Below are 19,318 nucleotides of genomic sequence, written 5' to 3'. Positions count from 1 at the left end.
CCGTTTGCGAGGATGTTGTATGACTTTGTCCCTGCCCCACCACTACCGCGAGATCCTCAAGGGCCTGGGTGAAGACCCCGAGCGCGAGGGTTTGCTCGACACGCCAAAGCGTGCCGCCAAGGCCATGCAGTACCTGTGTCACGGCTACGAGCAGAACCTGGAAGAAATCGTCAACGGTGCGCTGTTTTCCTCCGACAACGACGAGATGGTGATCCTCAAGGACATCGAGCTGTATTCGCTGTGCGAGCATCACCTGCTGCCCTTTATCGGCAAGGCCCATGTGGCCTATATTCCGACCGGCAAGGTGCTCGGCCTGTCGAAGCTGGCGCGTATCGTCGACATGTTCGCCCGTCGCCTGCAGATCCAGGAAAACCTCACGCGCGAAATTGCCGACGCCATCCAGACGGTGACCCAGGCCGCCGGCGTGGCGGTGGTGATCGAAGCCAGGCACATGTGCATGATGATGCGCGGTGTCGAAAAACAGAATTCAACCATGAACACCTCGGTGATGCTCGGCGCCTTCCGCGAGTCGAACACCACGCGCATGGAGTTCCTGCAACTGATTGGACGGAGCAAGTAGCAATGCCACAACTTCAGCCAGGCATGGCGCGCATCCGGGTCAAGGACCTGTGCCTGCGCACGTTTATCGGGATCAACGAGGATGAAATCCTCAACAAGCAGGATGTGTTGATCAACCTGACCATCCTGTATGCCGCCCAGGAAGCCGTGCGCGACAACGACATCGACCACGCGCTGAACTACCGCACCATCACCAAGGCGATCATCGCCCATGTGGAAGGCAACCGCTTTGCCCTGCTGGAGCGCCTGACCCAGGAGATCCTCGACCTGGTGATGAGCAATACATCGGTGCTGTACGCCGAAGTCGAAGTCGACAAACCCCATGCGTTGCGTTTTGCCGAATCGGTGTCGATCACCCTGGCGGCCAGTCGCTAACCCTTACCTTTGCAGTGAGCATCATGAACGATCAACAACGCCTCGAACTCGAAGCCGCCGCCTTCCGCCGGCTGGTGGCCCACCTGGACAGCCGCAAGGATGTGCAGAACATCGACCTGATGAACCTCTCGGGCTTCTGCCGCAACTGCTTGTCCAAGTGGTACAAGGCCGAGGCCGACGAGCGCCAGATCGAGCTGAGCCTCGATGACGCCCGTGAAGTGGTGTACGGCATGCCGTACGCCGAGTGGAAAGCCCAATACCAGCAAGAAGCCAGTGCCGAACAGCAAGCGGCATTCGCCAAAGGAAAACCCCATGACTGACCTGAACACCCTGCGCGCCAGCCTCAACAGTGGCAAACATGTTTTTGCCGATACCCTGGCCTTTGTAGCTGCCGGTTACGACTACCAGCCACAAGCGTTCACCAATGGCAGCGTGGAAAACGCCGCCGGGCAGAACGAAGGTTCGTGCAAGACCCTGGGCCTGGCGCTGCTGGAAGGCTTGAGCGACCATGAAGCGCTGTTGGCGTTTGGCGAGCATTACCGTTCGGTGCTGGCCACGCCTGAAGGCAGTGACCATGGCAACATTCGTGCGCTGATCGAGCATGGGTTGGCGGGTGTGAAGTTTGCCGCACAGCCACTGACCCGCAAATCCTGAGTCAGACATAGATCAAAATGTGGGAGCGGGCTTGCTCGCGAAAGCAGAGTGTCAGTCAATACATCGGGTGACTGACACACCGCTTTCGCGAGCAAGCCCGCTCCCACATTTGGACTGCGGTGATCATCAAATCCCGTGCATAAAAAAACCGGCCTCGCAGCCGGTTTTTTTGTTTCTACGGTTTAGAACGAAGCGTCCTTCAAACCGTCGAGGTAACGCTCGGCATCCAGTGCCGCCATGCAACCGGCGCCGGCGGAGGTGATCGCCTGGCGGTACACGTGGTCGGCCACGTCACCGGCAGCGAAGATACCTTCGATGTTGGTGGCTGTCGCATTGCCTTCACGGCCGCCCTGCACGATCAGGTAACCATCTTTGGCATCCAGCACGCCTTCGAACAACGAGGTGTTCGGAGTGTGGCCGATGGCGATGAACACGCCGTCGACTTTCAGCTCGTCGAAGCTGCCGTCGTTGTTCTTCAGGCGAGCACCGGTCACGCCCATGTTGTCGCCCAGGACTTCATCCAGGGTGGCGTTGAGCTTGAGGATGATCTTGCCTTCGGCCACGCGGGCATGCAGCTTGTCGATCAGGATCTTCTCGGCGCGGAAGGTCTCGCGACGGTGAACCAGGGTCACGGTGCTGGCGATGTTGGCCAGGTACAGCGCTTCTTCCACCGCGGTGTTGCCGCCACCGACCACAGCCACTGGCTTGTTGCGGTAGAAGAAACCGTCGCAGGTTGCGCAGGCGGAAACGCCCTTGCCCATGAACGCTTCTTCCGACGGCAGGCCCAGGTAACGAGCGCTGGCGCCGGTGGCGATGATCAGCGCGTCACAGGTGTACACGCCGCTGTCGCCGGTCAGGCTGTAAGGCTTCTTGGAGAAGTCGACCTTGTTGATGTGATCAAACACGATCTCGGTTTCGAAACGCTCGGCGTGCTCTTTCATGCGCTCCATCAGCACCGGGCCGGTCAGGCCGTGGACGTCGCCCGGCCAGTTGTCGACTTCAGTGGTGGTGGTCAACTGACCGCCCGCTTGCATGCCGGTGATCAGCAACGGCTTGAGGTTGGCCCGGGCAGCGTAGACGGCAGCGCTGTAACCGGCAGGGCCGGAACCGAGAATAATCACTCGCGAATGACGGGTATCAGACATGACTCACTCCTATCGACCGCCCGGACTACAGAACGGCTGGAATAAAAAAGGACCGCGAAGCACTTGGGGAAGGCTTGAACTCGCAGATCCTGAAAATAATGGGTGCAGCGTATAGAGGGAGGCAAGATTAAGGAAATACGGATTAACAATCCAGCTCATAGGTGGTCTCTATCCCATGCCTTCTATTAATCGACACCTTTGTTACCGTTAATGTCGCGATGCGGGCCGTGCTTTCCCGGTACTCCCAAAGCCGGTAAGGTCGGCGCGTTCTCCCCTATTGCCCGGAGTTATCCATGCCCGCCCCCGTTCTTTCAGGCCCACAGTACCTGCGCGAAGGTCTCAAACTGGTACTCAGCCCCGGCCTGCGGCTGTTTGTGCTGCTGCCGCTGGCAATCAACCTGATCCTGTTCGTCGGATTGATCTACTTCGCCGGCCATCAGTTCAGCCTGTGGGTCGACACACTCATGCCGACGCTGCCGAGCTGGCTGAGCTTCCTCAATTACCTGTTGTGGCCTTTGTTCGTGGTGCTGGTGGTGCTGATGGTGTTTTTCACCTTCACCATGCTTGCCAACATCATCGCCGCGCCGTTCAACGGCTTTCTGTCGGAAAAGGTTGAAGTGGTGGTGCGCGGCACCGATGATTTCCCGGCGTTCAGCTGGGGCGAACTGGCGGCCATGGTCCCGCGCACCCTGGCCCGGGAAATGCGCAAACTGGGTTACTTCCTGCCCCGGGCCATCGGCCTGTTTATCCTGTCGTTCATCCCAGTGGTCAACCTGGTGGCGGCGCCGCTGTGGCTGCTGTTTGGTGTGTGGATGATGGCGATCCAGTACATCGACTACCCGGCCGACAACCACAAGCTGGGCTGGAACGAAATGCTCGCCTGGCTGCGCCAGAAGCGCTGGCAGAGCATGAGTTTTGGCGGGATCGTTTACCTGGTGTTGCTGGTGCCGGTGGTCAACCTGCTGATGATGCCGGCAGCGGTGGCCGGGGCGACGTTGTTCTGGGTGCGTGAGCAAGGCGCCGAGGCCATGGCCATTAAAAAGGCCTGAGCCGTCACAAATCCATCATCCAAAAGACACAATGACGACATGGCCCACGCCGACACTGTGGGTCATGACGACAGCTTCGCTCCACATCACCCTGATCACCGAAACCTTCCCGCCAGAGATCAACGGGGTGGCCAATACCCTTGGCCGCCTGTGTGACGGTTTGCGCGCGCGCGGGCATCAAGTCGAACTGGTTCGCCCACGACAGGGCAGCGACCAGAGCCGGCCCAGCGACGACGGCCTGATGCTCTGCCGCGGCTGGCCTTTGCCGGGTTATCCGGGGCTGCAATGGGGCCAGTCGTCGATGCACAAGCTGTTGCGGCGCTGGACCCGCCAGCGCCCGGATGTGTTGTATATCGCCACGGAAGGGCCGCTGGGTTTGTCGGCGTTGCGGGCGGCGCGGCGCCTGGGGATCAGCGTGGTGAGTGGCTTTCACACCAACTTCCAGCAGTATTCCAACCAGTACGGCCTGGGCATGCTGAGCCGGGTGCTGACCCACTATCTGCGCTGGTTCCATAACCGCTCGACCCTGACCCTGGTGCCCAGCGCCAGCCAGCGACTGGAGCTGGAGCGGCGCCATTTCGAGCGCCTGGGCATGCTCGCGCGCGGTGTCGACAGCCAGCTGTTTCACCCGGCCAAACGCGACAATGCGTTGCGTGAAAGTTGGGCACTGACCAGTGAGCAAACTGCCGTGCTGCATGTCGGCCGCCTGGCCCAGGAAAAAAACCTCGGGTTACTCAAGCGCTGTTTCGAGACGCTGCAGGACACCTATCCACTGCGCCAGATGAAACTGATCATCGTCGGCGATGGCCCGCAACGGGCGATGCTGGAAAAGGAACTGCCGGAGGCGATTTTCTGCGGCACCTTGCGCGGTGAAGAACTGGCCCGGCATTACGCGTCCGGGGATGTGTTCCTGTTTCCCAGCCTGACCGAAACCTTCGGCAACGTGGTGCTGGAGGCCATGGCTTCAGGGTTGGGCGTGGTGGCATACGACCAGGCGGCCGCAACCCAGCACATTCGCCATGGCTACAGCGGCGTGCTGGCGATGCCGGGGGATGAAGAAGCGTTTTGCGATGCGGCCAATTGGCTGCTGGAAGAGCGCGAGAGCTTGCGCCGGGTGCGGCTCAATGCCCGGCAACACGCCAGCCGTCAGGGTTGGCCGGCGATTATCGAGCAGTTTGAGCGCCAATTACGCGGGGTGTGCGAGGACGAGCAACCGGTGCCCGCCCTGTCGCCCCTTACACCAACGTCGTCAACGCCTCACGACTGAACGGCAGGATGTCGCCTTCACGGCCTTCGCGAACCTTCAGTGCCCAATCCGGATCCACCAGCAGCGCACGGCCCACAGCGACCAGGTCGAACTCGTCGTTGTTCAGGCGCTCCAGCAGTTTTTCCAGGCTGGCGGGTTGCGCCACTTTGTCGGTGTTGACCATGAACTGCAGGAACTCGCCATCCAGGCCGACGCTGCCCACGGTGATGGTCGGCTTGCCGGTGAGCTTGCGGGTCCAGCCGGCCAGGTTCAGCTCGGAGCCTTCGAATTCCGGTTCCCAGAAACGGCGGGTGGAGCAGTGGAAAATATCCACGCCAGCGTCAGACAGCGGCTTGAGGAATTCACCCAAGGCTTCCGGGGTTTGCACCAGGCGCGCGGTGTAGTCCTGCTGCTTCCACTGGGAGAAACGCAGGATGATCGGGAAGTCCGGGCCCACGGCGGCGCGGACGGCCTGGATCAATTCGATGGCGAAACGCGAACGGTTGGCCAGGCTGCCGCCGTATTCGTCGGTGCGCTGGTTGGTGCCTTCCCAGAAGAACTGGTCCACCAGGTAGCCATGGGCGCCGTGGATTTCAACGCCGTCCATGCCGATGCTCTGGGCATCCTTGGCAGCCTGGGCGAACGCGGCGATCACGTCCTTGATGTCTTGCACGGTCATGCCGTGGACGACGACGTTGCCGTCCTTGAGTTTTTCGGTGGGGCCGTAAGCCGGCACGCTGGCATCCGGCTCGGTGCCGATGCGCCGTACGCTGCCCACATGCCACAGTTGCGGAACGATCTTGCCGCCTTCGGCATGTACCGCGTCGACTACTTTCTTCCAGCCGGCCAGGGCGGCTTCACCGTAGAAGTGCGGGACGTTCGGGTAGCCGTTGGAAGCCGGGTGGCCGACCACGGTGCCTTCGGTGATGATCAGGCCTACACCGGCGGCGGCGCGGCGGCGGTAGTACTCGATCACTTTGGAGTTGGGCACGCCACCCGGAGAAAAGGAACGGGTCATCGGCGCCATGACCACGCGACTCGGCAGTTGCAGTGCACCGAGCTGGAACGGTTTGAACAAGGCTTGGACAGGCATGGGAGCACTCCATCGGAAAGGAATTTATGATGTGGATAATATGGAGTGTGCAGCGTGTTGGATAGCACTATTGATTGGGGTGATTAAGGGGTAAAAGCGGGAGGGCATGGGGCTGCTTCGCAGCCCAGCGGGAGCAAGCTCCCTCGCCACAGCAAGCTCCCTTGCCAAAACTCCCTGCCACAGGAAGCTCCCTTGCCACAGAAACTCACTCGACAATGCTGAAAGTATCAGCTCAATGCTTTTTCGATCGCCTGAATAATGGAGGGGTCATCCGGCGGTGTACGCGGCGAGAAACGCGCCAGCACCCGGCCGTCCTTGCCCAACAGGAATTTCTCGAAGTTCCAGGTGATGTCCCCGGGAAATTCGGCGCCCTCGCCCGCCAGCAATCGATACAGCTGGTGGCGATCGTGGCCATTCACCTCAAGCTTGCTGCCCAGGGGAAAGGTCACGCCGTAGTTGAGGCTGCAGAATTTCTGGATTTCTTCTTCAGTACCCGGTTCCTGCCCGGCAAATTGATTGCACGGCAGCCCGAGTACGGTGAAACCCTGGTCTTTGTATTGCTGATAGAGGTTTTCCAGCGCGGCGTACTGTGGGGTCAACCCACATTTGGAGGCGACGTTGACCACCAGCACGACTTGCCCCTTGAAGGGCGCCAGAGGCAGCTCCTGACCATCCAGGGCTTTGAGTTTAAGGTCGTGGAAAGCACTCATGACGAACTCCAGATATCCCATGTTCTTCGTAACGGCCATTCGAGATTACAGCCGCCAAGTCGGCAAGAATAGCCGCCAAATGAAAAAGGCGCCCGAAGGCGCCTTTTTCCAACTGACAGAGCGGCGCTCAGTCAATTAATGGTGGTGACCACCTTCGCCGTGCACGTGGCCGTGGGCCACTTCTTCCTGGGAAGCGTCACGGATAGCGACGATCTTCACCTGGAAGTTCAGGCGCTGGCCAGCCAGCGGGTGGTTGCCGTCGACGGTCACGTCGTCGCCGTCCAGGTCACGGATGGTGACGATTTGCATCTGGCCGTCCGGAGCGGAAGCGTGGAACTGCATGCCCACTTCCAGCTCGTCGACACCTTCGAACATGCTGCGGCTCAGGGTGCTGACCAGTTCGGCAGCGTATTCGCCGTAGGCATCTTCAGGTTCTACGGCAACGGTCAGTTCGTCACCGACCTCTTTGCCTTCCAGGGCCTTTTCCAGGCCCGGGATGATGTTACCTGCACCTTGCAGGTAGACCAGCGGCGCGCCGCCGGCAGAACTGTCGATGACCTCACCAGCGTCGTTGGTCAGGGTATAGTCAATGGAGACAGCCTTATTGGCGGCGATCGGCATGGGGCGAGACCTTTTGCAGAAGAATGAAGAACGGACAAGTCTAAACAAGGATTTGCCCGAAAGCGAACACAACCCGGACGGACGGGGTCGAACAACTGACCCGACGGTCGTCGGATTTCACCAGGACGAAGACCGGCACTGGGTCGTCGAGCTTTCCTGCGGCCACACCCAGCACCTGCGCCACCAGCCACCCTGGCAATCCCGGGCCTGGGTCACGGACCCGGCGCAACGCCTTGAAAAAATAGACAAGCCCTTTACGTGCGGCTGGTGTGCGCAAGGCTCAGATAAAGATAACCTTGGCACCTGATTCCCGGTAGGCAGCCAGCCATAGGCCGCCACCGAAGCCATGCACCTCCAGAGAATTCGCATGCAGACTTTTTTTATCGCGCCCACCGATTTTGGTGTGGGTCTGACCTCCATCAGCCTTGGGCTGGTGCGCACCCTTGAACGGGCCGGGCTGAAAGTCGGCTTCTTCAAACCGATTGCCCAGCCGCACCCCGGCGACACCGGCCCCGAGCGCTCCACCGAGCTGGTGGCCCGCACCCACGGCCTGAAACCGCCCCAGCCTCTGGGCCTGGCCCATGTCGAACGGATGCTCGGCGACGGCCAGCTCGACGAGCTGCTGGAAGAAATCATCACCCTTTACCAGCAAGCCGCCGTGGGCAAGGACGTGCTGATCGTCGAAGGCATGGTGCCGACCCGCAGTGCCAGCTATGCGGCCCGGGTCAACCTGCACCTGGCCAAGAGCCTGGACGCCGAGGTGATCCTGGTCTCGGCTCCGGAAAACGAAGTGCTGACCGAACTCTCCGGCCGCGTGGAATTGCAGGCCCAGCTGTTCGGCGGCCCGAAAGACCCAAAAGTGCTGGGTGTGATCCTCAACAAGGTGCGCACCGACGAAAGCATGGAAGCCTTCTCGGCGCGGCTCAAAGAGCATTCGCCTTTGTTGCGCAGCGGCGATTTCCGCCTGTTGGGCTGCATCCCCTACCAACCGGAACTCAACGCCCCACGCACCCGCGACGTGGCCGACCTGATGGGCGCGCAGATCCTCAATGCCGGTGATTACGAAACCCGGCGCATGACCAAGATCATCATCTGCGCCCGTACCATGCGCAACACCGTGGAGCTGCTCAAGCCCGGCGTATTGGTGGTGACACCCGGCGACCGCGACGACATCATCCTCGCCGTCAGCCTGGCCGCCATCAACGGCGTGCCGTTGGCCGGCCTGTTGCTGACCAGCGACACCCTGCCCGACCCACGGATCATGGACCTGTGCCGTGGCGCGTTCCAGGCCGGGCTGCCGGTGTTGTCGGTGAGCACCGGCTCGTATGACACCGCCAACCAGCTCAACAGCCTGAACAAGGAAATCCCGATTGATGACCGCGAACGTGCGGAGATCATCACCGACTTCGTCGCCAGCCACCTCGACGCCCGCTGGCTGCACCAACGCTGCGGCACGCCGCGGGAGATGCGCCTGTCGCCGGCGGTGTTCCGTTATCAACTGATCCAGCGCGCCCAGGCGGCCAACAAGCGCATCGTGTTGCCCGAAGGCAGCGAGCCGCTGACCGTGCAGGCCGCCGCCATCTGCCAGGCACGCGGGATCGCCCGTTGCGTACTATTGGCCAAGCCGGCTGACGTGGAAGCCGTAGCCCGCGCCCATGGCATCGAGCTGCCCGAAGGCCTGGAGATTCTCGACCCCGACCTGATTCGCCAGCGCTACGTGGAACCGATGGTGGCCCTGCGCAAAACCAAAAGCCTCAACGCGCCGATGGCCGAGCAGCAACTGGAAGACACCGTGGTGATCGCCACCATGATGCTCGCCCTGGATGAAGTGGACGGCCTGGTCTCCGGCGTCATCCACTCCACTGCCAATACCATTCGCCCGGCCCTCCAACTGATCAAGACCGCGCCGGGCTGCACCCTGGTCTCGTCGGTATTTTTCATGCTGTTCCCCGAGCAAGTGCTGGTATACGGCGACTGCGTGATGAACCCGCACCCCAGCGCGGCGGAGCTGGCGGAAATCGCCCTGCAAAGCGCCGACTCGGCCGCCGCATTCGGTATCACGCCACGGGTGGCGATGATCAGTTACTCCAGCGGTGATTCGGCCACGGGTGAAGAAGTCGAGAAAGTCCGCGAAGCCACTCTGCTGGCCCACGAAGCCCAAAGCTCACTGCTGATCGACGGCCCGTTGCAGTACGACGCCGCCGCCAACGAAAGCGTGGCCCGGCAACTGGCGCCTAACAGCCTGGTGGCGGGCAAGGCCACGGTGTTCGTGTTCCCGGATCTCAACACCGGCAACACCACCCACAAGGCCGTGCAGCGCAGTGCCGATTGCGTCAGCCTGGGCCCAATGCTGCAAGGCCTGCGCAAACCGGTGAACGACCTGCCCCGCGGGGCGCAGGTGGACGACATCGTGTACACGATCGCATTGACCGCGATTCAAGCCGCCAACCGACCTATGGATGTCTAAATGCTGGATTTTCTACCTGCCGCCGTGCGCGGGGTGATCGCCTCGCTGTTGCTGGCGTTGAATACGATTTTGCTGTGCTCGTTCCTGTTTATCGTGGCGCTGTTCAAGGCGCTGCCGTTTGCCAAGCGCTTCAGTGAATGGCTGATGAACCAGACCCACGAGGCCTGGATCAGCAACAACAAGGCCTGGATGAACCTGGTGCGACGCACCCGCTGGCACCTGAAAGGCCTGGAAGGCCTGGACTATGAACACTCATATCTGGTGACCAGCAACCACCAGAGCTGGGTCGATATCATGGTGCTGCAATACGTGCTCAACCGGCGCATTCGCCCGCTGAAGTTCTTCCTCAAGCAGGAGCTGATCTGGGTCCCGGTGATTGGTTTGGCGTGGTGGACACTGGGCTTCCCGTTCATGAAGCGCTACACCAAGGCGTACCTGGAAAAGCACCCGGAGAAGAAAGGCAAGGACCTGGAAACTACCCGCAAGACCTGCGCGAAGTTTCGCCATAACCCGGTGGGCATTTTCAACTTTGCCGAAGGCACGCGGTTTACCCCGGGCAAGCATGCACAGCAACAGTCACCGTTTCGCTACCTGCTCAAGCCCAAGGCCGGCGGCATTGCCTTTGTGCTGGATGCCATGGGTGAACAGCTGAAGTCGCTGGTGAACGTGACCATTCACTATCCTGGTGGGCGCCCCGGTTATTGGGATTTGCTGTGCGGGAATGTGAAGGACGTTGTCGTGCAGTTTGAAGAGGTGCAGATTCCGGCCGAGTTTATCGGCAAGAATTACGAGCAGGATGGGGAGTATCGGTTGGCGTTCCAGGGCTGGATCAACCGGTTGTGGGAAGAGAAGGATGTGCTGCTCGCCAAATTGCACACAGATTATCCCGCCAGTCGCTGATCAAAATGTGGGAGCGGGCTTGCTCGCGAATGCGGTGTGCCAGCCTATACATGTGGCGGCTGACACTCTGCTTTCGCGAGCAAGCCCGCTCCCCCATTTGACCGAGTTGTTTCCAAGGCCCCATAAAAAAAGCCCGCCAACATGGCGGGCTTTTTTGCGCGCGTGAAGCTTAGATCGCGCCGCGCTGGCGCAGCAGGTCCAGCACTTGCTTGACGCTGTCTTCCAGCGACAACGCCTGGGTGTCGATCACCAGGTCCGCATTCAACGGTACGTCATACGGGAACGACTCACCCGGGATGTTATCGCCGCCCGCCGCGTACAAACCTTGCGGATCACGCTCGGCACACACCAAAGGCGAAGCCTGCACGTACACGGTCAGCAAACGATCACCGCCGATCAGCGCCTTGGCCTGTTCACGCCCTTCAGCATCCGGGGCAACAAACGCCGCCAACGTCAGCAAGCCGGCTTCGTTGAACTGACGCGCCACGTGCGCGGCACGACGCCAGTTCTCGGTACGCCCGGCACGGTCCTGCGGCAAGCCCTTGTTCAGGTCGTGGCGCAGGTTCTGGCCGTCCAGCACAAACACCGCACGGCCCATGTCGAACAGTTTGCGTTCAACCGCGTAGGCCAGGGTGCTTTTGCCGGCGCCCGACAAGCCGCTGAACAACACGGTCGCCGGTTGCTGGCCGAAGCGCTGGGCGCGCTCTTCGGTGGCCACGTGAGCCAGTTTGCCGTGCTGCGCCGCGCTGCCATGGGTCACCGGCGGCGCGATGATCATGCCCGCAGCCACGGTGCCGTTGGTCAAACGGTCGATGACGATGAACGAGCCGGTGGTGCGGTTGCTCGCGTAACCGTCCAGGGCGATGACTGTGTCGAGGCTGACCTTGACCCGGCCAATCTCGTTCAACTGCAAGGCGCTCGCCGGGCCTTCTTCCAGGGTGTTCACATCCACGCGATGCACAATGCTGGTGATGGAACCCGGCACGTAGCTGGTGGCGCGCTTGATGTCGTATTTCTTGCCCGGCAGCATCGGTTCTTCAGCCATCCACACCAGCATGGCGTCGAAAGCGTCGGTCACTTGCGGCACGTTGTCGGCATGCACCAGCAGGTCGCCACGGGAGATGTCGATTTCGTCTTCCATGGTCAGGGTCACGGCCTGGCCGGGACCTGCGTTTTCCAGTTCACCTTCAAAGGTGACGATGGATTTGACGCGGCTGCTCTTGCCCGACGGCAGCACCACGACTTCGTCGCCCTTGTGCACGATGCCGCTGGCCAGGGTGCCGGCAAAACCACGGAAGTTCAGGTTCGGACGGTTGACGTACTGCACCGGGAAACGCAGGTCGGTGTAGTTGCGGTCATTGGCGATCTCGACGGTCTCGAGGATCTCCATCAGCGACTGCCCGGTGTACCAGGGCGAACGCTCGCTCTTGTTCACCACGTTGTCGCCCTTGAGCGCCGACATCGGCACGAAGGCCAGGGTGCTCGGCTTGAACGCGATACCGTCGGCAAACTTCAGGTAATCAGCCTTGATCGACTCGAATACGCTTTGGTCAAAGCCATTGATGTCCATCTTGTTGACGGCCACCACGATGTGCTTGATGCCCAGCAACGAGGCGATGAAGCTGTGGCGACGGGTCTGGGTCTGCACGCCGTAGCGGGCGTCGATCAGGATGATCGCCAGGTCACAGGTGGAGGCACCGGTGGCCATGTTGCGGGTGTACTGCTCATGGCCGGGGGTGTCGGCGATGATGAATTTGCGCTTGGCGGTGGAGAAGTAGCGGTAGGCAACGTCGATGGTGATGCCCTGCTCACGCTCGGCCTGCAGGCCGTCGACCAGCAACGCCAGGTCGATGTCGTCACCGGTGGTGCCGGATTTTTTCGAATCGCGGGTGATGGCTTCCAGGTGATCCTCGTAGATCATCTTGGAGTCGTGCAGCAGGCGCCCGATCAGGGTGCTCTTGCCGTCGTCGACGTTGCCACAGGTCAGGAAGCGCAACATTTCCTTGCGCTCGTGCTGGCCCAGGTAGGCGAGGATGTCCTCGCTGATCAAATCAGATTGATGCGACATGACAGCCCCTTAGAAATAGCCTTGACGTTTTTTATCTTCCATCGAGCCTGCACCATCGTGGTCGATGACACGGCCCTGGCGCTCGGAAGTTCGCGTCAGGAGCATTTCCTGAATGATGTCCGTCAGCGTCTCGGCTTCGGACTCCACCGCGCCCGTCAACGGGTAGCAGCCAAGGGTACGGAAACGTACTTTCTTTTTGACGATTCGGGCTTTGTCTTCGTCGGACAGGTGCTCGAGGATGCGGTCGTCGTCGATCATGATCAACGTGCCGTTCTTCTCGATCACTTCGCGTTCGGCGGCGAAGTACAGCGGGACGATCGGGATGCCTTCCAGGTAGATGTACTGCCAGATATCCAGCTCGGTCCAGTTGGACAGCGGGAACACACGGATCGACTCGCCTTTGTTGACGTTGCCGTTGTAGACGTTCCACAGCTCCGGGCGCTGGTTTTTCGGGTCCCAGCGGTGCTTGCTGTCGCGGAACGAGTACACGCGCTCTTTGGCACGGGATTTCTCTTCATCGCGACGGGCACCGCCGAATGCAGCATCGAAACCATACTTGTCGAGCGCCTGTTTCAGGCCCTCGGTCTTCATGATGTCGGTGTGCTTGGCGCTGCCGTGGGTGAACGGGTTGATGCCCTGCGCCACACCGTCCGGGTTGACGTGAGTGATCAACTCAAGACCAAGCTCTTCGACCATCTTGTCGCGGAACTTGTACATTTCCTGGAATTTCCAGCGGGTGTCGACGTGCATCACCGGAAACGGCAGCTTGCCCGGAAAAAAGGCCTTGCGTGCCAGGTGCAGCATCACGGCGGAGTCTTTACCGATCGAGTAGAGCATCACCGGGTTATCGAACTCGGCGGCGACCTCGCGGATGATGTGGATGCTTTCCGCCTCCAGCTGTTTCAGATGCGTCAGTTTGTCGACCATGGTTACTCACGGAAAAACGATCTTATGGACGGCCAGCGGGCCGTGTTCGAGCGGGGCATGCTAGCACAGCGCCTGATTCTATTGAGGGGGCTGGCTAGATCGAAACGGTATATCAATATACCGCTGGGTTTGGCCCGACTCGATCAAATGTGGGAGCGGGCTTGCTCGCGAATGCGGTGTGTCAGTCAATGCATATGGCGACTGATGCACCGCATTCGCGAGCAAGCCCGCTCCCACATGTGTCCGGTGGTGTTCGTTAGATCGGGTTTGGGCAATCGATGAAGAGGTGTTCGAGGGCGAAGCGTCGCGCCAGGTAATCACCCAACGCCTGTACACCATACCGCTCGGTGGCGTGGTGCCCGGCCGCGATAAAGCTGATGTCGTTTTCCCGGGCGCTGTGGAAGGTCTGCTCCGAGGCTTCGCCGCTCAGGTACAGGTCAACCCCGGCGAGCACCGCCTGGTCGATATAGCCCTGGCCACCACCGGTGCACCAGCCCACGCGGCGGATCATCTCGCTGCCTTCGATCAGCAGCGGCTCGCGGCCCATGGCTTCCTGCACGCGGCGGGCAAAATCACGGGGCGACGCCGGCTCGGCCAGGGAGCCCACCAGGCCGACGACCTTGAGGTTGTCCGGGTCCAGCGGGCCTTCGACGGTGATGTCCAGTTGCCGGGCCAGTTGCACGTTGTTGCCGACCTCAGGGTGCAGGTCCAGCGGCAAGTGATAGGCCAGCAGGCTGATGTCGTGCTTGAGCAGGGTTTTCAGGCGGCGCTGCTTCATGCCGGTGATGCACGGGCTTTCGCCTTTCCAGAAATAACCGTGGTGCACCAGCACCAGGTCGGCCTGGGCTTCGACCGCCGCGTCCAGCAATGCCTGGCTGGCGGTCACGCCGCTGACGATGCGCAGCACTTGCGGACGGCCCTCGACCTGCAGGCCGTTGGGGCAGTAATCGGCGATTTTGGCACTATTAAGGTAGCGGTCCGCTTCCTCGACTAAGGTGCTCAGGGCAACGGCCATAAAAGACTCCTAAATATCCCGTTCAGAGGCGCTCACGGCCTCGTATAATGCGCGACATTATGGGCGCTCTCCCGCCCCCTGCAACCTGTCAGGATTTTTCTTCATGCTCAAGGCACTGCGTTTTTTTGGATGGCCATTGTTGGCTGGCGTGCTGATCGCGATGCTGATTATTCAGCGTTATCCACAACTGGTCGGCCTGCCGACCCTTGATGTCAACCTGCAACAGGCACCGCAAACCAGCGCGGTGGTACAAGGCCCGGTGACTTACGCCGATGCAGTGGTGATCGCCGCCCCCGCCGTAGTCAACCTGTACACCACCAAGGTCATCAATAAACCGGCGCACCCGCTGTTTGAAGACCCACAGTTTCGTCGCTATTTCGGCGACAACTCGCCCAAGCAGCGGCGCATGGAATCCAGCCTCGGCTCCGGTGTGATCATGAGCCCGGAAGGCTACATCCTCACCAACAACCACGTGACCACCGGCGCCGACCAGATTGTGGTGGCCCTGCGTGATGGCCGGGAAACCCTGGCCCGCGTGGTCGGCAGCGACCCGGAAACCGACCTCGCGGTGCTGAAAATCGATTTGAAAGGCCTGCCCTCGATCACCATCGGGCGCTCCGAAGGGCTGCGCGTAGGTGACGTGGCGCTGGCCATCGGCAACCCGTTCGGCGTCGGCCAGACCGTGACCATGGGCATCATCAGCGCCACCGGGCGTAACCAGTTGGGCCTCAACAGCTATGAAGACTTCATCCAGACCGACGCGGCGATCAACCCGGGCAACTCCGGCGGCGCGCTGGTGGATGCCAACGGCAACCTGACCGGCATCAACACCGCGATCTTCTCCAAGTCCGGCGGCTCCCAGGGCATCGGTTTCGCGATTCCGGTGAAGCTGGCCACTGAAGTGATGAAGTCGATCATCGAGCATGGCCAGGTGATTCGTGGCTGGCTGGGGATTGAAGTCCAGCCGCTGACCAAGGAACTGGCCGAATCGTTTGGCCTGACCGGGCGCCCTGGCATCGTGGTCGCCGGGATCTTCCGCGACGGCCCGGCGCAGAAAGCCGGCCTGCAACTGGGGGATGTGATCCTCAGCATCGACGGCGAGCCGGCCGGGGATGGTCGCAAGTCGATGAACCAGGTGGCGCGGATCAAACCCACCGACAAGGTGGCGATCCAGGTGATGCGCAATGGCAAGGAAATCAAGCTGTCGGCGGAAATCGGCCTGCGTCCGCCGCCTGCACCGGTGAAAGAAGAGGAATAACGGCTTCGGGAGCCCGCTCGCGGGCTCCTGTTACCTAATATTTCAAAAGAAATTCATTCTCATTAGTCATGTTATATTGTTTCAATATCGCTATTGGAACGCTCTATCATGCCGTCTCGAAGATTTGCCCCACTGGCGGGAATCGCCCTGGGTTTGTTGGTAGACCCGGTCTACGCCGAAGACACTGCCACCTTAGAACTGGAGGCCACCCGCATCACCAGTGAGGCGTTTGAATCCGCCACCAGCCCCGTCAAAGGCTATCGCGCCACCCGCTCCGCCAGCGCCACCAAAACCGACACCGCCCTGCGAGACATCCCACAATCCATCAGCGTGATTCCCGCAACGGTGCTCACGGACCTGGGCAGTACCAACGTCGAGCGCGCCCTGGAATTTGCCGGCGGCGTATCCAGACAGAACAACTTCGGCGGCCTGACGCTCTACGAATACAGCGTTCGCGGCTTCACCACGTCAGAGTTTTACGTGGACGGTTTCAGCGCCAACCGCGGTTACCCGAGCACGCCGGACGCGGCGAATATCGAGCGCATCGAGGTGCTCAAGGGCCCCGCCGCCAGCCTGTATGGCCGTGGTGACCCAGGCGGCACGGTGAATATCGTCAGCAAAAAGCCGCAGCCCGAGGCCTTCACCACACTGCAGACCAGCGCCGGCAGTTGGGACCGCTACCGCACCGCGCTGGACGTGAACACGCCGCTGGACAGCGAGGGCAACGTGTTATCGCGGGTCAACCTGGCGGTGGAAGACAACCACAGCTTCCGCGACCACGTTGAAGCCAGGCGGGTCTTCGTCGCGCCCTCCATCAGTTGGCAACTGGACCCGGACACACACCTGCTGGTGGAAAGTGAATTCGTGCGTCACCGCTCCACTTTCGACCGCGGCATCGTCGCGCCCAACAACCGCTGGAGCGGCGTCTCCCGCTCGACCTTTCTCGGCGAGCCCGACGACGGCGATATCCGCAACCACAACAACCGCCTGCAAGCCAGCCTCGAGCATCACCTCAACGATGCCTGGCAACTGCGCCTGGCCAGCCATTACAAACAAGGCAGCCTGTGGGGCAACGCCTCGGAAAACCGCGCGCTGGATGCCGATGGCCACACCCTCAGCCGCCGCTACCGCGAGCGCTCCACCGGTTGGCATGACAGCATCACCCAGCTCGAACTGCGCGGTCGGTTCGACATCGGCAGTTGGCAGCACGAATTGCTGATCGGCACCGAGTACGAGGACTACCGCAAGAAAGAACGGGTGACCGCCATCGCCGGCGGCGATTACGCCATCGACATCTATGACCCGGTCTATGGCCAGCCCAAACCGAACGGCAAGCGCTCCGGCACTGACTTTTTCGAACAGGTGAAAAGCCAGGCGCTGAACCTGCAAGACCAGATCATCTTCACCGACCGCCTGCGCGGGATGATCGGCGCACGCTTCGAACACTTCGAGCAGCGCACCGACGACTTCAGCCGCAACCATGCCAAAAGCCGGCAGACCCACGACGCCCTGACCCAACGCGCCGGCTTGCTCTACCAACTGACGCCTGAAGTGGGCCTGTTCGCCAACGCCTCCACCTCGTTCAAACCCAACAATGGCCTGGACGCCGGCGGCAAATCCTTCAAGCCGGAAGAAGGCGTGGGGTATGAAATCGGGATCAAGAGCGAGCTGTTCGACGACCGCCTGAGCACCACCCTCGCCGCCTTCCATATCGAGAAAGAAAATGTCCTGGCCCTGGACCCGGCTACCGACACACAGCGCGCCATGGGCAAGGCCCGCAGCCAGGGTTTTGACCTGCAACTGACCGGCCAGGTGACTGACGCCGTACGGGTGATCGGCGCCTTTGCCTACATCGACGCCGAAGTGACCAAAGGCGACAAAGCCATCCCCACTGGCAGCCGGATTCTCGGCGTAGCCAAACGCAGCGCCAGCTTGCTCGGCGTGTATGAATTCCAGGACGGCCTGCTGCGCGGCTCCGACCTCGGTGCGGCCTTTACCTACGTCGGCGACCGCTCCGGCGAAGCCGGCAAGAGCTTTGAATTACCGGCCTACCACACCGTCGATTTGCTGGCCCATTACAAGGCCAGCGACAACGTCACCGTGGGCCTGAACCTCAACAACCTGTTCGATGAAAAGTACTACGAGCGCTCCTACAGCAATTACTGGGTCAATCCCGGCGAGCCGCGCAACTTCACCGTCAGCCTGACCCTCAACCTGTAAAAGGACGTCACCATGCAAGCCTTCAAATCCCTGGCCGTGCTCGGCCTGCTGTTTGCCACCCAAGTCTCGGCCCACGGACTGTGGACCGAACAACGGCGCGGCAATATCGAAGTGATCTACGGCCACGGCGCCGAAGACAACGCGTTCAAGGCGCAGAAAATCAGCGGCGCCTGGGCCTACGACGCCAGCGGCAAAATGATCCCGGTGACCGTGGAACGTCTGCCCGACCATGCGCGCCTGAAGCCGCTCAAATCGCCGGCTGTACTGGCGGTCGCCCTGGATAACGGGATGTGGTCACAGACGCCTGACAAGAAGTGGATCAACGAGGGCCGCAGCAAGGTGCCGGGGGCGATTGAGTCGACCCAGACCTTCAAGTACAGCCTGGCGATCTACCAGCCGGGGGCGAAGTTGCCGCAGCTGGATCAGATCAAGCTACTGATCTTGCCGGAAGTTGATCCGCTGACGGTCGGCCCGGGTAAATCACTGCCGGTACGGGTGCTGCTGGATGGCAAGCCGGCGGCTGGGGTCAAGCTGATCGGAGACTATCGCAACGCACCGAACACCCTGAGCACCGAGACCGATAAAGACGGTCGCGCCCAGGTGCTGGTGAGAAATGAAGGATTGAATGTGATTGCGGCGCAGGTGGAAATCCCGCTCAAAGACAATGCTGATGTCGCGACTCGCGGACTGTTCAGTTCCCTGACTTTCCTGGGCGAGCCGCATCACGAGTAACCCCGCAAATCCAAAGTGGGCACAGTCAATGTGGGAGCGGGCTTGCTCGCGAAAGCGGTGTTTCAGTCGCCATCTTCATTAACTGACCCACCGTCTTCGCGAGCAAGCCCGCTCCCACATTCAGTCCTCACTCGGCTTGATTACAGCGCAACCGGCGCTCTTTCCAGTTCCCTGAGCTTTCAGGGCGAGCCGCATCACGAGTAACCCCGCAAATCCAAAGTGGGCACAGTCAATGTGGGAGCGGGCTTGCTCGCGAAAG

Annotated in this window: 19 protein-coding genes; 12 read left to right on the top strand and 7 right to left on the bottom strand. The window is 61.0% G+C overall.

Annotation, left to right across the window (positions count from 1 at the left end; all coding sequences use genetic code 11):
- Window positions 1-19 precede the first annotated feature (19 nt).
- From folE to AC3WKX_RS30175, 4 genes are read left to right on the top strand one after another with little or no spacing between them, the layout of a single operon-like run.
- Entirely contained in the window at window positions 20-580 is a 561-nt protein-coding gene (folE, locus tag AC3WKX_RS30190) for a GTP cyclohydrolase I FolE (protein WP_003208476.1), read from the top strand.
- Window positions 581-582: 2 nt separating this feature from the next.
- Window positions 583-954 carry a dihydroneopterin triphosphate 2'-epimerase gene (folX, locus tag AC3WKX_RS30185; RefSeq protein WP_003208474.1) on the top strand — a complete coding sequence of 124 codons (372 nt, stop codon included), beginning with the start codon at window positions 583-585 and terminating at the stop codon, window positions 952-954.
- A 23-nt stretch (window positions 955-977) separates the two neighbouring features.
- Entirely contained in the window at window positions 978-1,274 is a 297-nt protein-coding gene (locus AC3WKX_RS30180; protein WP_003208473.1) for a DUF1244 domain-containing protein, read from the top strand.
- Window positions 1,267-1,608, top strand: a complete 342-nt coding sequence (locus AC3WKX_RS30175; protein ID WP_102606071.1) for a HopJ type III effector protein — start codon at window positions 1,267-1,269, stop codon at window positions 1,606-1,608. The genes AC3WKX_RS30180 and AC3WKX_RS30175 overlap by 8 nt, the downstream gene beginning before the upstream one ends.
- 182 nt (window positions 1,609-1,790) lie before the next feature.
- Here AC3WKX_RS30175 and trxB read toward each other — a convergent pair whose 3' ends face one another.
- Window positions 1,791-2,753: a thioredoxin-disulfide reductase gene (gene trxB, locus AC3WKX_RS30170; protein WP_003208470.1), complete on the bottom strand. Its 963-nt coding sequence runs from the start codon at window positions 2,751-2,753 to the stop codon at window positions 1,791-1,793.
- A 293-nt stretch (window positions 2,754-3,046) separates the two neighbouring features.
- Here trxB and cysZ point away from each other — a divergent pair, with 293 nt between their 5' ends.
- Entirely contained in the window at window positions 3,047-3,802 is a 756-nt protein-coding gene (cysZ, locus tag AC3WKX_RS30165; protein ID WP_003208468.1) for a sulfate transporter CysZ, read from the top strand.
- A gap of 64 nt (window positions 3,803-3,866) precedes the next feature.
- Window positions 3,867-5,069, top strand: a complete 1,203-nt coding sequence (locus AC3WKX_RS30160) for a glycosyltransferase family 4 protein (RefSeq protein WP_008432296.1) — start codon at window positions 3,867-3,869, stop codon at window positions 5,067-5,069.
- On the opposite strand, the gene AC3WKX_RS30155 is transcribed toward AC3WKX_RS30160, so the two are convergent.
- The 3 genes from AC3WKX_RS30155 to AC3WKX_RS30145 all read right to left on the bottom strand — a co-directional run bounded on the left by AC3WKX_RS30155 (window position 5,038) and on the right by AC3WKX_RS30145 (window position 7,472).
- Entirely contained in the window at window positions 5,038-6,141 is a 1,104-nt protein-coding gene (locus AC3WKX_RS30155) for an NADH:flavin oxidoreductase (RefSeq protein WP_003208465.1), read from the bottom strand. The genes AC3WKX_RS30160 and AC3WKX_RS30155 overlap by 32 nt on opposite strands.
- Before the next feature lie 227 nt (window positions 6,142-6,368).
- Window positions 6,369-6,851, bottom strand: coding sequence for a glutathione peroxidase (locus AC3WKX_RS30150; protein ID WP_102606072.1), 483 nt, complete (start codon window positions 6,849-6,851; stop codon window positions 6,369-6,371).
- A 135-nt stretch (window positions 6,852-6,986) separates the two neighbouring features.
- Window positions 6,987-7,472: an FKBP-type peptidyl-prolyl cis-trans isomerase gene (locus AC3WKX_RS30145; protein WP_003208457.1), complete on the bottom strand. Its 486-nt coding sequence runs from the start codon at window positions 7,470-7,472 to the stop codon at window positions 6,987-6,989.
- Between AC3WKX_RS30145 and AC3WKX_RS30140 the strand changes: the two genes are divergently transcribed.
- Genes AC3WKX_RS30140 through yihG form a run of 3 tightly spaced genes read left to right on the top strand, consistent with a single transcriptional unit; the run spans window position 7,441 to window position 10,839 of the window.
- Window positions 7,441-7,779, top strand: coding sequence for a DUF3565 domain-containing protein (locus AC3WKX_RS30140; RefSeq protein WP_003208456.1), 339 nt, complete (start codon window positions 7,441-7,443; stop codon window positions 7,777-7,779). The genes AC3WKX_RS30145 and AC3WKX_RS30140 overlap by 32 nt on opposite strands.
- A gap of 60 nt (window positions 7,780-7,839) precedes the next feature.
- Entirely contained in the window at window positions 7,840-9,939 is a 2,100-nt protein-coding gene (gene pta, locus AC3WKX_RS30135) for a phosphate acetyltransferase (RefSeq protein ID WP_003208454.1), read from the top strand.
- Window positions 9,940-10,839, top strand: coding sequence for a 1-acylglycerol-3-phosphate O-acyltransferase, YihG family (yihG, locus tag AC3WKX_RS30130; RefSeq protein WP_102606073.1), 900 nt, complete (start codon window positions 9,940-9,942; stop codon window positions 10,837-10,839).
- A 169-nt stretch (window positions 10,840-11,008) separates the two neighbouring features.
- Here yihG and cysN read toward each other — a convergent pair whose 3' ends face one another.
- From cysN to AC3WKX_RS30115, 3 genes are all read right to left on the bottom strand, one after another.
- On the bottom strand, window positions 11,009-12,907 hold the full coding sequence (gene cysN, locus AC3WKX_RS30125; RefSeq protein WP_003208449.1) for a sulfate adenylyltransferase subunit CysN: 1,899 nt from the start codon (window positions 12,905-12,907) through the stop codon (window positions 11,009-11,011).
- Between the two features lie 9 nt (window positions 12,908-12,916).
- Window positions 12,917-13,834, bottom strand: a complete 918-nt coding sequence (gene cysD / locus AC3WKX_RS30120) for a sulfate adenylyltransferase subunit CysD (protein WP_003208447.1) — start codon at window positions 13,832-13,834, stop codon at window positions 12,917-12,919.
- 256 nt (window positions 13,835-14,090) lie between these two features.
- Window positions 14,091-14,849 (bottom strand): Nif3-like dinuclear metal center hexameric protein, encoded by a 759-nt coding sequence (locus AC3WKX_RS30115; protein ID WP_003208444.1) that lies wholly within the window; start codon window positions 14,847-14,849, stop codon window positions 14,091-14,093.
- Window positions 14,850-14,952: 103 nt separating this feature from the next.
- Here AC3WKX_RS30115 and algW point away from each other — a divergent pair, with 103 nt between their 5' ends.
- The 3 genes from algW to AC3WKX_RS30100 all read left to right on the top strand — a co-directional run bounded on the left by algW (window position 14,953) and on the right by AC3WKX_RS30100 (window position 19,059).
- Entirely contained in the window at window positions 14,953-16,107 is a 1,155-nt protein-coding gene (algW, locus tag AC3WKX_RS30110) for a Do family serine endopeptidase AlgW (RefSeq protein ID WP_003208442.1), read from the top strand.
- A 108-nt stretch (window positions 16,108-16,215) separates the two neighbouring features.
- The gene (locus AC3WKX_RS30105) at window positions 16,216-18,327 is read left to right on the top strand and encodes a TonB-dependent siderophore receptor (RefSeq protein ID WP_102606074.1); all 2,112 of its coding nucleotides are present in this window, start codon (window positions 16,216-16,218) and stop codon (window positions 18,325-18,327) included.
- A gap of 12 nt (window positions 18,328-18,339) precedes the next feature.
- Entirely contained in the window at window positions 18,340-19,059 is a 720-nt protein-coding gene (locus tag AC3WKX_RS30100) for a DUF4198 domain-containing protein (protein ID WP_102606075.1), read from the top strand.
- Window positions 19,060-19,318: the final 259 nt, after the last annotated feature.

It is taken from the genome of Pseudomonas sp. GP01-A4 (assembly GCF_058780865.1).
This window is presented reverse-complemented; position numbering and strand designations above follow the sequence as displayed.

Coding starts and splice junctions, on each gene's coding strand:
- folE (WP_003208476.1), top strand. CDS start 20: ATGACTTTGTCCCTGCCCCACCACTACCGCGAGATCCTCAAGGGCCTG.
- folX (WP_003208474.1), top strand. CDS start 583: ATGCCACAACTTCAGCCAGGCATGGCGCGCATCCGGGTCAAGGACCTG.
- AC3WKX_RS30180 (WP_003208473.1), top strand. CDS start 978: ATGAACGATCAACAACGCCTCGAACTCGAAGCCGCCGCCTTCCGCCGG.
- AC3WKX_RS30175 (WP_102606071.1), top strand. CDS start 1,267: ATGACTGACCTGAACACCCTGCGCGCCAGCCTCAACAGTGGCAAACAT.
- trxB (WP_003208470.1), bottom strand. CDS start 2,753: ATGTCTGATACCCGTCATTCGCGAGTGATTATTCTCGGTTCCGGCCCT.
- cysZ (WP_003208468.1), top strand. CDS start 3,047: ATGCCCGCCCCCGTTCTTTCAGGCCCACAGTACCTGCGCGAAGGTCTC.
- AC3WKX_RS30160 (WP_008432296.1), top strand. CDS start 3,867: ATGACGACAGCTTCGCTCCACATCACCCTGATCACCGAAACCTTCCCG.
- AC3WKX_RS30155 (WP_003208465.1), bottom strand. CDS start 6,141: ATGCCTGTCCAAGCCTTGTTCAAACCGTTCCAGCTCGGTGCACTGCAA.
- AC3WKX_RS30150 (WP_102606072.1), bottom strand. CDS start 6,851: ATGAGTGCTTTCCACGACCTTAAACTCAAAGCCCTGGATGGTCAGGAG.
- AC3WKX_RS30140 (WP_003208456.1), top strand. CDS start 7,441: ATGGAGACAGCCTTATTGGCGGCGATCGGCATGGGGCGAGACCTTTTG.
- AC3WKX_RS30145 (WP_003208457.1), bottom strand. CDS start 7,472: ATGCCGATCGCCGCCAATAAGGCTGTCTCCATTGACTATACCCTGACC.
- pta (WP_003208454.1), top strand. CDS start 7,840: ATGCAGACTTTTTTTATCGCGCCCACCGATTTTGGTGTGGGTCTGACC.
- yihG (WP_102606073.1), top strand. CDS start 9,940: ATGCTGGATTTTCTACCTGCCGCCGTGCGCGGGGTGATCGCCTCGCTG.
- cysN (WP_003208449.1), bottom strand. CDS start 12,907: ATGTCGCATCAATCTGATTTGATCAGCGAGGACATCCTCGCCTACCTG.
- cysD (WP_003208447.1), bottom strand. CDS start 13,834: ATGGTCGACAAACTGACGCATCTGAAACAGCTGGAGGCGGAAAGCATC.
- AC3WKX_RS30115 (WP_003208444.1), bottom strand. CDS start 14,849: ATGGCCGTTGCCCTGAGCACCTTAGTCGAGGAAGCGGACCGCTACCTT.
- algW (WP_003208442.1), top strand. CDS start 14,953: ATGCTCAAGGCACTGCGTTTTTTTGGATGGCCATTGTTGGCTGGCGTG.
- AC3WKX_RS30105 (WP_102606074.1), top strand. CDS start 16,216: ATGCCGTCTCGAAGATTTGCCCCACTGGCGGGAATCGCCCTGGGTTTG.
- AC3WKX_RS30100 (WP_102606075.1), top strand. CDS start 18,340: ATGCAAGCCTTCAAATCCCTGGCCGTGCTCGGCCTGCTGTTTGCCACC.